The 14,840-nt window shown below is 73.4% G+C and carries 12 protein-coding genes and 2 pseudogenes; 6 read left to right on the top strand and 8 right to left on the bottom strand.

Features of this window, described 5'->3' with window-relative positions:
* Positions 1-8: 8 nt before the first annotated feature.
* Positions 9-215 (bottom strand): annotated as a pseudogene (locus H0S67_RS27810) (SfnB family sulfur acquisition oxidoreductase); the annotation flags it as partial.
* A 58-nt stretch (positions 216-273) separates the two neighbouring features.
* The gene (locus tag H0S67_RS04860) at positions 274-1,254 is read right to left on the bottom strand and encodes an acyl-CoA dehydrogenase family protein (RefSeq protein WP_219635476.1); all 981 of its coding nucleotides are present in this window, start codon (positions 1,252-1,254) and stop codon (positions 274-276) included.
* 148 nt (positions 1,255-1,402) lie between these two features.
* Here H0S67_RS04860 and H0S67_RS04855 point away from each other — a divergent pair, with 148 nt between their 5' ends.
* The 3 genes from H0S67_RS04855 to H0S67_RS04845 are packed head-to-tail and all read left to right on the top strand — an operon-like array spanning position 1,403 to position 4,105.
* Positions 1,403-2,341, top strand: a complete 939-nt coding sequence (locus tag H0S67_RS04855; RefSeq protein WP_180935665.1) for a LysR family transcriptional regulator — start codon at positions 1,403-1,405, stop codon at positions 2,339-2,341.
* On the top strand, positions 2,338-3,270 hold the full coding sequence (locus tag H0S67_RS04850) for a DUF4349 domain-containing protein (RefSeq protein WP_180935664.1): 933 nt from the start codon (positions 2,338-2,340) through the stop codon (positions 3,268-3,270). Before H0S67_RS04855 ends, H0S67_RS04850 begins: the two co-directional genes overlap by 4 nt.
* A gap of 49 nt (positions 3,271-3,319) precedes the next feature.
* Entirely contained in the window at positions 3,320-4,105 is a 786-nt protein-coding gene (locus H0S67_RS04845; RefSeq protein WP_246355132.1) for an NYN domain-containing protein, read from the top strand.
* Here the strand turns inward: H0S67_RS04845 and hemE are convergent.
* Positions 4,102-5,138: pseudogene (hemE, locus tag H0S67_RS27230) on the bottom strand (uroporphyrinogen decarboxylase). The gene H0S67_RS04845 and the pseudogene hemE sit on opposite strands and share 4 nt — an antisense overlap.
* Before the next feature lie 70 nt (positions 5,139-5,208).
* Between hemE and H0S67_RS04835 the strand changes: the two are divergent.
* Positions 5,209-5,847: a DUF3000 domain-containing protein gene (locus H0S67_RS04835; RefSeq protein ID WP_180935662.1), complete on the top strand. Its 639-nt coding sequence runs from the start codon at positions 5,209-5,211 to the stop codon at positions 5,845-5,847.
* A gap of 5 nt (positions 5,848-5,852) precedes the next feature.
* Positions 5,853-7,232, top strand: a complete 1,380-nt coding sequence (locus H0S67_RS04830; RefSeq protein ID WP_180935661.1) for a ribonuclease D — start codon at positions 5,853-5,855, stop codon at positions 7,230-7,232.
* A 7-nt stretch (positions 7,233-7,239) separates the two neighbouring features.
* On the opposite strand, the gene H0S67_RS04825 is transcribed toward H0S67_RS04830, so the two are convergent.
* On the bottom strand, positions 7,240-7,773 hold the full coding sequence (locus H0S67_RS04825) for a type 2 periplasmic-binding domain-containing protein (RefSeq protein ID WP_180935660.1): 534 nt from the start codon (positions 7,771-7,773) through the stop codon (positions 7,240-7,242).
* 312 nt (positions 7,774-8,085) lie between these two features.
* On the bottom strand, positions 8,086-8,640 hold the full coding sequence (locus H0S67_RS04820) for a type 2 periplasmic-binding domain-containing protein (RefSeq protein WP_180935659.1): 555 nt from the start codon (positions 8,638-8,640) through the stop codon (positions 8,086-8,088).
* A 160-nt stretch (positions 8,641-8,800) separates the two neighbouring features.
* Between H0S67_RS04820 and H0S67_RS04815 the strand changes: the two genes are divergently transcribed.
* On the top strand, positions 8,801-9,616 hold the full coding sequence (locus tag H0S67_RS04815; RefSeq protein WP_180935658.1) for a hypothetical protein: 816 nt from the start codon (positions 8,801-8,803) through the stop codon (positions 9,614-9,616).
* Between the two features lie 28 nt (positions 9,617-9,644).
* On the opposite strand, the gene H0S67_RS04810 is transcribed toward H0S67_RS04815, so the two are convergent.
* From H0S67_RS04810 to hrpA, 3 genes are all read right to left on the bottom strand, one after another.
* The gene (locus tag H0S67_RS04810) at positions 9,645-10,109 is read right to left on the bottom strand and encodes a type II toxin-antitoxin system PemK/MazF family toxin (RefSeq protein ID WP_180935657.1); all 465 of its coding nucleotides are present in this window, start codon (positions 10,107-10,109) and stop codon (positions 9,645-9,647) included.
* A gap of 232 nt (positions 10,110-10,341) precedes the next feature.
* On the bottom strand, positions 10,342-10,938 hold the full coding sequence (locus H0S67_RS04805) for a hypothetical protein (protein ID WP_246355130.1): 597 nt from the start codon (positions 10,936-10,938) through the stop codon (positions 10,342-10,344).
* Between the two features lie 9 nt (positions 10,939-10,947).
* Positions 10,948-14,814, bottom strand: coding sequence for an ATP-dependent RNA helicase HrpA (gene hrpA / locus H0S67_RS04800; protein ID WP_180935656.1), 3,867 nt, complete (start codon positions 14,812-14,814; stop codon positions 10,948-10,950).
* Between the last annotated feature and the right edge of the window lie 26 nt (positions 14,815-14,840).

Raw genomic sequence — 14,840 nt, 5'->3', positions numbered from 1 at the left:
TCCTTTCCTCAGAGCTGACCGTGGTTGGGCGGCAGGGTGCCGTCGACCGCGAAGCGGCCGAGGTGCTGCACCTTCCACGCGGCAGGGTCGTGCAGGGTGTGGGTGCGGGCGTTGCGCCAGTGCCGGTCGAGGTCGAGGCTGGCGAGCGCCGAACGGGTGCCGGCGACCTCGAAGAGCCGGCTGCTGACGTCGACCGAGGCCTGGGTGGAGGACGCGCGGGCGGCCGCGACGGCGAGGCTGGCGAGCGCTGCGCTCTGCTCCGTGAGGTCCGCGTCAGCGGCGTCGACGGCGCGGCCCGGCCTCGACCAGCAGGGCCTCCGCCGCCCGGACCTGGAGCTCCATCTCGCCGAAGGCGTGCACGACGAGCGGGTCGTCGATCGCCCGCTCGACCCCGGCGTCCGGGTAGGGACGGCTCTTGGTCGAGACGAAGGCCGCCGCCTCCGCCAGCGCCGCGCGGGCGATGCCGGCGTCGATCGCGGCGTGCAGCAGCTGGGCGAAGGCCCCGTAGGTCTGCGGTCCCTCGAAGGTGAGGTGGTAGGGCGTGATCCGCGCGGCCTGCACGGCCACGTCCTGGAGGACGACCGTGCCGCTGGCCGTCGTCCGCTGGCCGAGACCGTCCCAGTCGTCGACGACGGTGACCCCGGGCGCGGTCCGCTCGACCCAGGCCACGTGGAGCGGGCCCTGCCCCGGATCGGACTCGGTGTCGAGGTGGGCGAGCACCGGGATCCAGTCGGCGAAGAGCGCGCCCGTGCTGTAGCCCTTGGTGCCGTTGAGCAGCCAGCCCGCCCCGGACGGTGTCAGCGTCGTACGAATGTCGCGGACGTGCCTGGTGCCGACCTCCGACTGGGCGTTGCCGAACCGCTTGCCGGCGAGCACCTCGCCGAAGAAGAACTCCTGCTGGGCCGTGGTGCCCTGGTGGCGCAGCGCGTTGACGTAGACGAAGTGGCTGTGCGGGATCTGCGCCACGCTGGGGTCGCCGGAGGCGATCAGCCGGAAGACCTCGGCCACCGTCTCCGCCGGCAGGTCCGCCCCGCCGTGCTCGGCCGGCACGGTGATCGCCAGCAGTCCCGAGGCCGTCAGTGACTCCAGCTCGGTGGCAGGCAGGACCCGGTGGGCGTCGCGGTGGGCCGCCTCGACCGACAGCGCGTCGGCGAGGAGACCGGCGATGCGCACCGCCTGCGCGGCGGTCAGCACCGGGACCCGGGACCCGACGGTCTCGAGCTCCGTGGTCGACCAGGTGGTTCCTGCGCTCATGACGTCGTGCCCTCCAGTCCTTAGATCGCTTATGTCGAGCATGTTGCTGTACTTTCAGATCCAGTTCAAGCCGAACCGCCCCGCCACGCGGGCGGAGTCGTCGATGGGGTGACAGGCGTTGCCTGTCACCCCGCGGAAGGAGACCGTCGTGCGGATCGAGCAGCTCGAGTACGTCGCCGCCGTCACCCAGCACGGGTCGCTGCGGCGCGCGAGCGAGCACCTGCACCTGTCGCAGCCGGCCCTGAGCGAGGCGGTGAGCAAGCTCGAGCGCGAGCTCGGCGTGACGCTCCTGGACCGGCACCGGTCGGGCGCCCGGATCAGCCGGCGCGGCCGCGAGCTGCAGCAGAACATGGTCGAGGTGCTCGAGGCCGTGGCGCGGCTGCGCACCGCCGCCGGCGACCAGGCCACCAACACGCGGGTGATCCGGATGGGCACCGTCAGCACCGCGACGTCGACGCTGCTGGCGCCGGCGCTGACCGACTTCCGCACGGCCCACCCGACCACCACGGTCGAGGTGATCAACACCCAGCAGTCCGAGATCAACCAGGCGCTGCTCGACGGCAGCCTCGACCTCGGCCTGGTCAACGTGCTGGAGGGCGACGACGCACCGCCCGACCTGGTCAGCCAGGCCCTCGTCCACGGCCGGCCGGTCGTGGTCTGCCGCGCCGACCACGACCTGGCGACCCAGGACCAGGTGACGATCGAGCGGCTGCGTGCCGAGCCGTTCGTGGCGATGCGCGCGGGCTACCTGATGCACCGCTTCGCGCACCGGCTGTTCGGCACCGAGATGCCTCCGGTGAGCTGGACGACCGACGGTGCGGAGCTGGGCAAGGTGATGGTGGCGGAGGGCCTCGGTGTGACGGTGCTGCCCGACTACAGCGTGGTGGGCGACCCGCTCGAGCGGGCCGGCCTGATCACCCACCGCCCGATCTCCGGGGACCGCACCGCCATCACCCTGGTCCTGCGGCAGCGCCGCGGCGAGCGCATCCCCCACCCGGTGCGGGACCTGCAGGCGGCGCTGGTCGCGCACGCCCGGGACTACCGGCAGGGAACCTCGGAGCGGGGGCCGTCGTCCCATCCCGCATGACCTCCCGACTCCTCCCGCCGCGACGGCTCGCCCTCGCGACCCTGGCCGTCCTCGCCCTGGTCGTCGGTCCGGCTGCCACCCTGAGCGCCTGCTCCTCGGGCTCGGGCGGCTCCACGAGCGACACCGCCTCCTCCGTCTCCGGCGACCGGGCGGGCGTCGCCGCCGGCGCGCCGGCCGCAGGCAGGGCCGCCCCTGTCGCCCAGCAGGCCGGCGTGCCGGACCAGTCGCTGGCTCCCCGCAAGGAGATCTCCCAGGGCGAGGTGTCGCTGCGCGCGGCCGACGTCGCGGCCGCGCGCAGCGACGTACGCCGCGTCGCGCAGCGGTACGGCGGCGAGGTGACCTCCGACCGCACCGAGTCCGACGACGCCGGCCACGCCGTGAGCGCACACCTGGTGCTGCGGATCCCCTCCGGCCACTTCGACCGGGCCATGCAGGCGCTGCGCGGCGTCGGGGAGCTCACGTGGGCCCAGGCCGACACCAAGGACGTGACGACCCAGGTCATCGACACCCGCGCCCGGCTGCAGGCCCAGCGGCGCAGTGTCCACCGCGTCGAGACCCTGCTCGGCAGGGCCGAGAACCTGCGCGACATCGTGCTGATCGAGTCCGAGCTCTCCCAGCGCCAGGCCGCACTCGACTCGCTCGAGCAGCGGTCCGCCTACCTGGCCGACCAGACGTCGCGCAGCACGATCACCGTCGAGGTCGACCACCTGCACCGTCCCGTGGCCGCGCACCACGAGGACCGCACCGGCTTCCTCGCCGGCCTCTCCGGCGGCTGGCACGGGCTGACGGCGGTCGCCGTGGTGCTCGCCACCGTGATGGGCGCCGTCCTGCCGTTCGCGGTGGTGCTCCTGGTGCTCGGACTCATCGCCCTCCCCCTGCTGCGGGTGGTCCGACGGCGCAGGCACGTCCCGCCGGCGCCGGCGGCCTGACCTGCGCGTACCCGTGCGCCCGGCGAGGTGGCCGTGCGAGGCTGTCCGCGTGCCAGCCTCCAGCCGACTCGCGGTCCTGATCGACGCCGACAACACCTCGGCCACCAGCCTGAGCGCGCTGCTCGAGGAGCTGGCCAAGTACGGCGTACCGACCGTCAAGCGCGCCTACGGCGACTGGACCACCCAGCAGCTGGCCCCGTGGAAGGAGGAGCTGCACCGCCACGCGGTCCAGCCGATCCAGCAGTTCTCCTACACGAAGGGCAAGAACTCCACCGACTCGGCGCTGATCATCGACGCGATGGACCTGCTCTACTCCGGCAACCTCGACGGCTTCGCGATCGTCTCCAGCGACAGCGACTTCACCCGGCTCGCGACCCGGCTGCGTGAGTCGGGCCAGACCGTGATCGGGCTCGGCCGGCGGCGTACCCCCGAGTCGCTCGTGGCGGCCTGCGACCGGTTCATCTACCTCGAGGTCCTCGACAGCCGGGAGAGCGCCGGCGAACCCGACGAGCCCGACGAGGAGGCCGCCCCGCTGCCGGACCTGCGCCGGATCCTGGTGGCCGCGATCGACTCCACCTCCCACGACGACGGCTGGACGACGCTGTCCGCGGTGGGCAGCCACATCAGCCGGAACAACCCGTCCTTCGACTCGCGCAACTACGGCTGGCCCAAGCTCGTGGAGCTCGCTCGCGCCCAGGACTACGTGGAGGTCGCGCAGTCCCAGGGCGAGCCGGTGCGGGTCCGGCTCCGCCCCAGCGGTCCCGCGAAGGGCGCCACGAAGAAGACGGCCAGGAAGTCCCCGGCCCGACGGGCACAGGCCGCCAAGAAGTCCTAGGCCACCGGGTAGGACTGCACGAACTCCGTCAGCCGCTTGAGCTGGTCGGGGTCGGTCGAGGGGATGACCCCGTGGCCGAGGTTGAAGATGTGGCCGCGCGCGGCGCGACCGGCCTCGATCACCTCGGCGGCGCGCGCCGTCATCACGTCCGTGGGTGCGAACACCAGCGTCGGGTCGAGGTTGCCCTGCACCGCGCGGTCGCCGACCAGCGGGATCGCGTCGGCGAGCGGCATCCGCCAGTCGACACCGACGATGTCGGCTCCGGCCTCGCCCATGAGGGAGAGCAGGTTGGAGGTGCCCACCCGAAGTGGATGCGCGGCACGCCCAGCGCGCCCGCTCGCTCGAGCACGGCCGCCGAGTGCGGCATCACCTGCGCGCGGTAGTCGCCGGGGTGAGAGCACCGGCCCAGGAGTCGAAGAGCTGCACGGCGCTGGCGCCGGCGGCCACCTGCACCTCGAGGTAGGCGGCCGCGATGCCGGCGATCTTGCGCATCAGCGCGTCCCAGACCTCCGGGGCGCCGAACATCATCGCCTTGGTGCGCGCGTGCTCCTTGGAGGGACCGCCCTCGACGAGGTACGACGCGACCGTGAACGGGGCACCGGCGAACCCGATGAGCGGGGTGCCGCCGAGCTCCCCGACAAGGCCGCGGACCGCCTCGGTGATGAAGGGAACGTGCTCGGGCGTCAGGTCGGGGATGGCCTCGACGTCGGCGAGCGTGCGGACGGCTCGGCCACCACGGGACCGATGCCCGGCTTGATGTCGAGGTCGACCCCGACCGCCTTGAGCGGCAGCACGATGTCGGAGAAGAAGATGGCCGCGTCGACGCCGTACCGGCGCACGGGCTGCATGGTGATCTCGACGACGAGCTCGGGTCCATGCAGGACTCGAGCATCCCCACGCCCTCGCGGACGCGCAGGTACTCCGGCAGCGATCGACCGGCCTGCCGCATGTACCAGACCGGCGTGTGGGGCACGGGCTCGCCGCGCGCGGCCTTGAGGAACGCGCTCTCGGAGAGTTCGGGTCGGCTGCTCACCCGGCGAATCCTCGCAGGTCAGTCGGCGTGTTCGCACATCGACAGCGGGCGACCGACCTACTGTGAACACATGGTCGTCCGTCAGGAGACGCACCCGGGAACGGGTGCGGGCGCTGTCCCCCCGGAGTTCCGGGAGGCTGTGAACAGCATGCATGCGGCACGTCTGCGCCCCGAGGTCTTCTGCGAGGAGATGCCGGCGCCGCAGCGGATCGCCCCGTACGCCTCGGCACTGTCGGCCGACGTGACGGTCGACGACATCGACGTCGGCACCGGCCGGATCATCCTGCTGCACGACCCGGCGGGCAACGACGCCTGGGAGGGCACGTTCCGCCTGGTGGCCTACACCCGCGCGGAGATCGACCCCGAGCTGATCACCGACCCGCTGCTCGCCGCCGTCGGCTGGTCGTGGCTGACCGAGGCGCTCGACGCGCACGGCGCGACGTTCGCCGCCGCGTCCGGCACCGTGACCCGGGTCGCGACCGAGAGCTTCGGCGGCATGTCCGACGAGGGCGGCACCGCCCAGCTCGAGATCCGGGCCTCGTGGTCGCCGCAACCCGACCCGAAGGCCGCCCCCGGAGTCCCGCTCGACCTGGCCCCGCACGTCGAGGCGTGGGGCGAGCTGCTGTGCACCGCGGTGGGCCTCCCGCCGGTCCCCGAGGGCGTGACGGTGATGCCCAGCCGCCGCGGCCAGCGGGGTTCGGCACACTGACCTCCATGGCCCCCCTCGCTGCACCCTCCGACGACCAGCCTCCCGAGGACCCGTCCTCCGTCGAGCAGGCGCCCGTCGAGCAGCCCCGCGACGAGCAGGGGGACCAGCAGCCGACGGAGGCAGTGGACAAGCCGCTGCTGACCCTGCGCGACGGCCTGCCACCCGTCATCGAGACCGAGCCGGCGCTGCGCGACTACTGCGCCGCGCTCGCCGCCGGGTCCGGCCCGGTGGCGATCGACGCGGAGCGCGCCTCGGGCTACCGCTACTCCTCGCGGGCCTACCTGATCCAGCTGCGCCGCGAGGGCGCCGGGACCGCGCTCGTCGACCCGATCGCCTTCGTCTCCCTCGCCCCCCTCCAGGAGGCCCTCGAGGGCACCGAGTGGATCCTGCACGCCGCCACCCAGGACCTGCCGTGCCTGGCCGAGGTGGGGCTGCGCCCGACCATCCTGTTCGACACCGAGCTCGCCGGCCGGCTGCTGGGCTACCCCCGCGTCGGCCTGGCGACACTGGTCGAGACGCTGCTCGGCTTCCGGCTCGCCAAGGAGCACTCCGCCGTCGACTGGTCCACCCGCCCGCTGCCCGAGCCGTGGCTCGACTACGCCGCGCTGGACGTCGAGGTGCTCGTGGAGCTGCGTGACGCCCTGGCCGCGGAGCTGGTCGCCGCCGGCAAGGACGACTGGGCCCGCCAGGAGTTCGACGCACTGCGCGGGTTCGAACCCGCCGCCCGGGTCGATGCCTGGCGACGCACCTCGGGTCTGCACCGGGTCCGCGGGCGTCGCGCCCTCGGCGCGGTCCGCGCGCTGTGGGAGACCCGTGACCAGATCGCGGAGCAGCGCGACGTGACCCCGGGCCGGATCATCCCCGACTCGGCCATCGTGGCGGCGGCCCAGGCGATGCCGGCCGACCGAGGGGCCCTGCTCAAGACCCGGGGCTTCCACGGCCGCGGCGCCGAGCGGTACGCGAGCCGCTGGGTGGCCGCCCTGCGCGACGTGCAGGAGATGGCCGAGGACGACCTCCCCACCCGCTCACCCCGGGGCGACGGTCCCCCGCTCCCCCGCGCCTGGGCCGAGAAGGACCCGGTGGCCGCGAAGCGCCTGCAGCTCGCCCGCGCGCAGATGGGCGTGATCGCCGAGCAGCACGGCATGCCGGTGGAGAACCTGCTGACCCCCGACTACCTGCGCCGCACGCTGTGGACGCCCCCGCGGACCCGCGAGCCGGGGACCCTGCTCGACGAGATCGCGGCCCAGCTGGCGGCGTACGGCGCACGCAGCTGGCAGATCGGGCTCGCCGCGCCGGTCCTGACCAGCGCCGTCCTCGAGGCCGATGCCGCTCCGGTCCACCCGCAGGCGGACGGGTCGCCGGACGACCCGTCGCCGGAGGCCTGATCCCGCTCTAGCCGCCGCTCGGGGTCGGGCTGTCGGAGGCGCCCCCCGGCGCCAGCACGCTGCGCGACTCGGCGTCGATCTGCTCGCCGAGGGCGGGGAGGTCGAGCACGGGCACGTTCAGGAGGTCCTGGAGGCTGCCCGAGACCGCCTGCTCGAGCTGCGGGCCCGAGTCGATCAGCGGGTTCAGGTGGAGCGTTCGGACGCTGCTGTTGAACACCGCCGCGTGCTCCGGCAGCCGCCCGGGCTGCAGGAAGTCGTCGGAGGAGGCGGCCTCGAGGTTGGCCGGCACCAGGTAGCCGGACCGGACGACCCGCCCGACCGACTTCGCGCTCGAGGCCTGGACCAGGAAGTCCGCGGCCTCCGGGGTGCTGGCCGCCCGGGCCGACAGGCACAGCCCGCTGATGTCACCGACGGTGGACCAGCTGTCCAGGGTGGGCATCGGCATCACGTCGAAGCTCAGCCCCGGCACCTGCCGGAGCGCGGGCACCATCGACCGGTAGCCGGCGATCATGCCGAGCCGCCCGCGCTCGAACCACTGCATCGGCGAGGCCTTCGCCAGCTGGTCCTGGGTCAGGGTGACGTGCGGATCGCGCAGCAGCGGCAGGGTGCGCTGCAGCGCGCCCTGCGTGCTGTCGTCGGAGAAGGCGAGGGTGGTGGGCGCGGACTCGTCGTCGAAGATCTTGCCGCCGCCGGAGTAGATGAACGGCGCCAGCCCGGTCAGCGTCGGCGCGATGTAGACACCTCGGGTGCCCTTCCGCGGCCGGGTGGCGAACTGCGCCGCGGCGGTGAACTGGTCGAAGGTCCAGCGCGGGCTGGAGCTCGCCGGGTCCGGGGCGGAGAGGCCCGCGCGCCCTCATCTTCGCGAAGTCGACCAGCCTGGTGTTGTAGTAGATGACCATCGGCGAGATCGAGTACGGCATGCACTGCAGCGGTTGTCGGCGCTGAACGCCTCGAGGGCGTCACGCGAGTAGCCGTCACCGAAGTCGATGCCACGCTCGTCGAGCAGCTCGTCGACCGGCTGGGTGAGGTGCTTGCCCTGCAGCCACCTGAGGTCGCTGCGCGAGGCCATGAAGATGTCGGGCAGGTGTGACGCCGGACCACCGCCGGAGCGGAGGTCCGCCATCATGGCGCCGTGGCTGGACCACGTGTGCAGCCGGACCCGGCTCTCCGCGGACTGGGCGTTGAAGCTGTCGACCACGCCCTGGAACTCGCTGGTCTCGTCCTTCGGCCCGTAGACGCCGAACGTGAGCTGGGCCTTCGGGGCGCTCGGCTCCGTGCTGCCGCTGCGCAGGGTCGGCCCGGGCTGTGCGCCGCCGTCGTCGCAGCCCGTCAACGCCCCGCACAACAGCGGCAGGCTCATGATGATCGCGGTCGCAGCGACCACCCCTGACCTGCGACGCACCCTCACCTGCACCCCTTCACACCCTCGTCCGACTCGCTGGTCACGTGTCGCCTGAGGCGCCTCCCGCGGGGGAGCGCCACGGGGCACTACCTTACCGACCGGCAAGTAACCCGCGGGGGGCATGTCGCACCGCCGTCGGCGGCCTCCCGATCCCTACGATCAGTGCGTGATCCGGCCCACGCGCTCGCTCCGTCCCCTGCTGCCCCTAGTGGCACTGGCCCTGGTCGCCGGCGGGTGCGGCACCTCCGGGTCCGCGGACCAGCCCTCGACCGCGTCGGCACGCCTGCAGCGGCAGGGGGATGCCCCCTCCGGGCAGTCCCGGGACGCCTCCCCGACCCCACAGTCGGGCGTCGAGTCGTCCCCCTCGTCCGCCCCGACACGGACCGCCCCGACACGGACCGCGACGGCGCGCCCGTCGCGGAGCGGGCGCCAGGCGATCGCACCAAGCGGGAATGCCCGGCCGGCGGCGCTGGAGGCGCACCTGCTCGCCGCCGAGGACATGCCGGACATGACACCGGGCACCGAGGGCGGCTGGACCGTCGGCGACACCGGCCCGGAGACCTCCGGAGGCGTGGGCGCCTGCCAGAAGACCTCGCTGCAGACCATCGGGGCGGTGAGCGCCGTGCGCCGTACCTACGTGGACCCCCAGGACGAGAACGGTCGCGCGGCGACCCAGGTGGTGGCCCGGTTCGCCGACGCCAAGTCCGCGTGGCGGGCCCGCGAGGTGCTCCGGTCGTGGCGCGAGGACTGCGAGGCCGAGGTCGGGCCGATGCGTGACGTGGACGTCGTGTCCGGTGCCGGCGAGCACTACCGCGCGACGTACGGCGCCACCCCGCGCCGGGCGCGCACCGCCGACCTCGGGATCGTCGCCCACGGCGCCTACCTGTGCCTGGTCGAGATCACCGCGCCCTCGGCGGACTACCCCGACCACCGCGCCCCGGCGCGGGCGGCGGTGCGCCGGATCTCCCGCACCTTCGCCTGAGGGGTCGCTCGGCCCCGGTGCCCGCTGCTCAGCCGAGCGCGTGCAGCGCGCTCGCGGCCCTGACCACCTCGTCGAACGTCGCCCGGTCCAGCGCGGCCCCCTCGCGGCGGACCGCGTCGGGCTCCAGCACGATGAGCCGGTCGAGCCGCACCTCGCTGGGCCGGCGCTCGCGGTCCCAGTCCCCGGTCCCGACGTCCATCCACTGCCGACCCCAGCGCGCCTCGTCGGCAGCGTCACGGTCGTGGTCCTTGCTGGTCAGCATCAGGCCGAGCCACTGGAACCCGCGCGCCGACCGTCGCTGCCCGACCAGCAGCACCGGGCGGTCCTTGCCGCGCCCGTCGTTCTCCTCGTAGGGCACCCAGGCCCAGACGACCTCGCCGACGTCGGCACGGCCGTCAGCCCGTGGGGCGTAGCCGAGCGTGTCCCGGCGCCCCGGGGCCCGGCCGGCCCGCCTCGGACGGAGGAGCGAACGGAGGTCCCGGAGTCTCACCATGACGAGGAGCCTAGGAGACCGGCTGAGGTGGAGAAGGAGGAGTACGCCGGACCGGGAGCGCCTCACGGCGCGTGGCCGCTCGTAGCGGCTTATGTTGGGACCCGGGGCTGCCGCGGCCCGACGTACTCCGAAGAACCACCATACGACGCCGGGCGAGCCACTCAAGGCATTCTCGCCATGACGCGGCGCACACACCGGTTGGTCGCGGCGGACCGGACCCGTCGGAGGAGCCTCAGGCGAGGCCGTGCCGCAGCTCCACGTGGCCGGCGGCCTCGAGCTGCTCGGCGAGCACCAGCATCCGGCGCACCTCCACCTCGGTCGGTCCGGGGAGCGCCGCCCGGCCGGTGGCGACCACCCGGGCGAAGGCAGCGGCCCGGAGCAGCACGTCGGCGAAGTCGCTGCCGGCGATCCCCCGCAGCACCTGGTCGACCATCGCCTTGAGCTCGTCCGGCCCGGGCGGGTCGGCGACGCCCGCGACCACCCGGGCGACCTGGGCACGGGCCCGGCCGGCCTCGAACTCGGCGGCGACCGCGGCCGGATCGGCGTACACCCACGAGCGGAGCAGGTAGAGGCGCCACAGGCAGCCGGCCAGGGAGTCGGCCGGCGAGCCTGACCAGACCTCGGCGATGGCCTCGATGCCCTCGGTGTCGGCGAGGTGCAGCAGCCGCTCCGCGATCTGGTCGTCGTCGGCCTCGCGGGCTCCGCGCACCAGCAGGGTGGCGGCGCGGTCGGCCGCCTCGCTCACCAGCGCCGGGTCGACGCCACCGGTGATGGACTCGAAGAAGCCCGCTCCCGGAGTCATCGGACGGTGGTGCGGTCGGCTGGTCACCGGTTCAGGCTACGACGCGGCCCGGTCCCCCGCGTGCAAAGCCTTCCGGATCCGCTGGTCGCTGACGGAGTACGGCGTGCCGAGGTGCTGGGCCCACAGCGAGATGCGGTACTCCTCGAGCATCCAGCGGACCTGCCGCAGATGGGCGCCCGGGGGGCGGCCCTCGGGCAGCGCCTCGACCTGGTGCAACCAGGCGTCCTGCAGATCGCCGATCTGGTCCATCAGCTGACGGTCCCGGTTGACCTGCTCGGGCAGCCGCTCGCGGCGGTGCCGCAGGGCCGTGAGGTAGGCCGGGTAGCGGCGCAGCTGGGTGGCGCCGGCCTCGCCCACGAAGCCGCGGTGGACGAGCCGGGCGAGCTGGGCCTTCATGTCCGACAGGGCCGGCAGCATCGTCATGTCCGCCCGGCCGCTGAGCGCCTTCTCCGCCTGCCGCCAGGCATCCAGCACGGCGATCACGTCTGCGAGCACCGCCCGCAGGTGGGCCTCCTGCTCCTGGCCGGCGGCGGCCCGCAGGGCCGCGAACGACGCCTCGTCGCGCACCGGGGGCCGCGCGTCGACGAGGCTGCCGAGGACGGCCGCGCGGCAGTCGTCGAGCAGCTCCGCGACGGAGGGGTACGGCGACCCGGCCAGCCCGAGCTTCTGGGCGTTGTCGAGCCCGTCGAGCACCGCCTTGACCGGCGACGGGGTGGTCAGCAGGAGCAGGCGCCGGACCCCGAGCCGGTGCTGCGCCTCCTGCTCGGACTCCGAGCCGAGCACCCGCAGGCCGACGGTCGCGCCCTCGTCGACCAGCCCGGGGTAGCCGCGGACCTCGTGGCCGGCCCGTTTCTGGATGAAGGAGGACTCGATGGTGCCGAAGACCCAGTCGGTCTCGCCGGTCCGCGCGATCCCGCTGTCGGCGGCCACCTCGGCGATGGCCTGCGCGAACGTCGGGCGCAGCGGCTCCTTGAGCGCCTCGAGGTCCTTGCCGCGCGCCTGCTCGGCCCCGGCGTCGTCGACGACCCGGTAGGTCGGGCGCAGGTGGTCGGGGACCTTGCTCCAGTCCCACGCGTCGCGGGGCACGACGACGCCGGTGGTCGACCGGAAGTAGCGCTCGAGGGCGTCGAGCAGCGGCTCCTCCCCCGGCGGCACGGCCGCGAGGAACTCGCGCGCCCGGTTGGGGGCGGGGACGAAGTTGACCCGCAGGTTCTTCGGCAGGCTGCGGATCAGGCTGGTGACCAGCTCCTCGCGCAGGCCCGGCACGTTCCAGGAGAAGTCGTCGGCGGCGACCCGGTTGAGCGTGGCGACGGGCACCTCGATGGTGAGCCCGTCGTCGGCCGCCCCGGGCTCGAAGTGGTAGCTGATCGGGAAGGTCAGCCCCTCCCCGGCCCAGGTCTCCGGGTAGTCCGCCGCCCGGACCTCCGCGGCGGTGTCGTGGGTCAGCATCGCCGGTTCGAAGGTGAGCAGCTCCGGCTGCTCCCGCCTGGCCCGCTTCCACCACTGGTCGAAGTGTGCTCCGCTGACCACGTCGGCGCCCACCCGGGCGTCGTAGAAGTCGAAGAGGGTGTGCTCGTCGACGACGATGTCGCGGCGGCGGGCCCGGTGCTCGAGCTCCTCCGCCTCCTCCAGCAGGGCGAGGTTCTTCTCGTAGAACTTGTGGCGGCCAGACGAGAGCTCACCCCACTCGCCGTACACGAGCGCGTGGCGGATGAACAGCTCGCGAGCAAGGTCCGGGTCGACCTTGCCGTAGCTCACCAACCGGTCGGCGACCAGCGGGACGCCGTACAGGGTGACCCGCTCGTGGGCCATCACCGAGGCCCGCTTCCTGCTCCAGTGCGGCTCGCTGTAGCTGCGCTTGACCAGGTGCTCGCCGAGGTGCTCGGCCCACTCGGGCTTGATCGCGGCGTTCTGGCGGGCCCACAGCCGGCTGGTCTCGACGAGCTCGCCGGCCATCAGGAACTGCGGGTTCTTCCGGGCCAGCCCGCTGCCCGGGAAGATCGCGAACCGGGCGCCGCGGGCGCCGAGGTACTCCCGCATCGGGCGCCGGCCGCTGCCCGACCTCTCCTTCTCGCGCTCCTCGAGGAGCCCGATGTGGGACAGCAGCCCGGAGAGCAGCGCCTGGTGGATGCCGTCGGCGTCAGGATTGTCGGCCGGGTGACCGACGTCGATGTCCATCTCCTTGCAGACCTGCCGGAGCTGGGACTCGAAGTCCTGCCACTCCCGCACTCGCAGGTAGTTGAGGAACTCCCGCTTGCACATCCGCCGGAACGCCGAGGAGGACAGCTCGCGCTGCTGCTGCTTGAGGTAGCGCCACAGGTTCAGCCAGGTCAGGAAGTCGCTGTCCTCGGCCTTGAACCGGGCGTGCTGCTGGTCGGCCTGCGCCTGCATCTCCGCGGGGCGCTCGCGCGGGTCCTGCAGGGAGAGCGCCGCCGCGATCACGACGACCTCGCGCACGCAGCCGAGCCGCTCGGCCTCGATGATCATCCGGGCCAGCCGCGGGTCGATCGGCAACCGGGCCAGGCGGCGGCCGACCCGGGTCAGCTGCGGGGCCTCCTTGCCGGCGCCGAGGGCGCCGAGCTCCTCGAGCAGCTGCACGCCGGCGCTGACGTTGCGCTTGTCCGGCGGCTCCACGAACGGGAACCGCCCGATCTCGCCGAGCCCGAGCGAGGTCATCTGCAGGATCACCGAGGCGAGGTTGGTCCGCAGGATCTCGGGGTCGGTGAACTCCGGCCGGGACTCGAAGTCCTCCTCGGAGTAGAGCCGGATCGCGATGCCCGCCTCGACGCGGCCACACCGGCCGGAGCGCTGGTTGGCGGACGCCTGGCTGATCGGCTCGATGGGCAGCCGCTGGACCTTGGTGCGTGCGGAGTAGCGGCTGATCCGCGCGACGCCGCTGTCGACGACGTACCGGATGCCGGGGACGGTGAGCGAGGTCTCGGCGACGTTGGTGGCGAGCACGACCCGGCGGCTGGTGTGGCGCTGGAAGACCTTGTGTTGCTCGGCCGCGGAGAGCCGGGAGTAGAGCGGCACGATCTCGGTCCCGCCGCCGCGGGTCGACGTGGTCAGGTCCGAGAGGGCGTCGGCGGTGTCTCGGATCTCGCGCTCGCCGGGCAGGAACACCAGGATGTCGCCCGGCCCCTCGGCCGAGAGCTCCTTGACGGCGTCGACGATCGCCTCGGTCTGGTCGCGGACGACCGCCTCGCCCTCCTCGTCGGCCTCCGCCAGCTCCATGAGCGGCCGGTAGCGGACCTCGACGGGATAGGTGCGCCCCGAGACCTCGATGATCGGCGCGGGGTTGCCGCGCCGGTCGGCGAAGTGGCGGGCGAACCGCTCGGGGTCGATGGTGGCCGAGGTGATGATCAGCTTCAGGTCGGGCCGCTTCGGCAGCAGCCGGCGCAGGTAGCCGAGCAGGAAGTCGATGTTGAGGCTGCGCTCGTGGGCCTCGTCGATGATGATCGTGTCGTACCTGCGCAGCATCCGGTCGCGCTGGAGCTCGGCGAGCAGGATGCCGTCGGTCATCAGCTTCACGCGGCTGGCGCGCGAGGTGCGGTCGGTGAAGCGGACCTGGTAGCCCACCAGGTCGCCGAGCTCGGTCCCGAGCTCCTCGGCGATCCGCTCCGCCACCGAGCGAGCGGCGATCCGGCGCGGCTGGGTGTGCCCGATCAGGCCGCCGCTCCAGCGGGGCTTGCCGCCCCTGCCCTGCCCGGTCTGGGTACGACGGCCGCGGCCGAGCTCGAGGCAGATCTTGGGGATCTGGGTGGTCTTGCCCGAGCCGGTCTCGCCGGCGACGATCACGACCTGGTGGTCGCGGATCGCGGCGGCGATGTCCTCACGGCGCTGGGTGACCGGCAGCTCGGGCGGGTAGGTGATCGCAAGATCTGCGGGTGCCGGGCCGGACATGATGTCGGCCATTGTGCCCGCGTGCC

Origin of the sequence: Nocardioides ungokensis (genome assembly GCF_013466985.1) — a bacterium.
GTDB lineage: Bacteria > Actinomycetota > Actinomycetes > Propionibacteriales > Nocardioidaceae > Nocardioides > Nocardioides ungokensis.
This window is presented reverse-complemented; position numbering and strand designations above follow the sequence as displayed.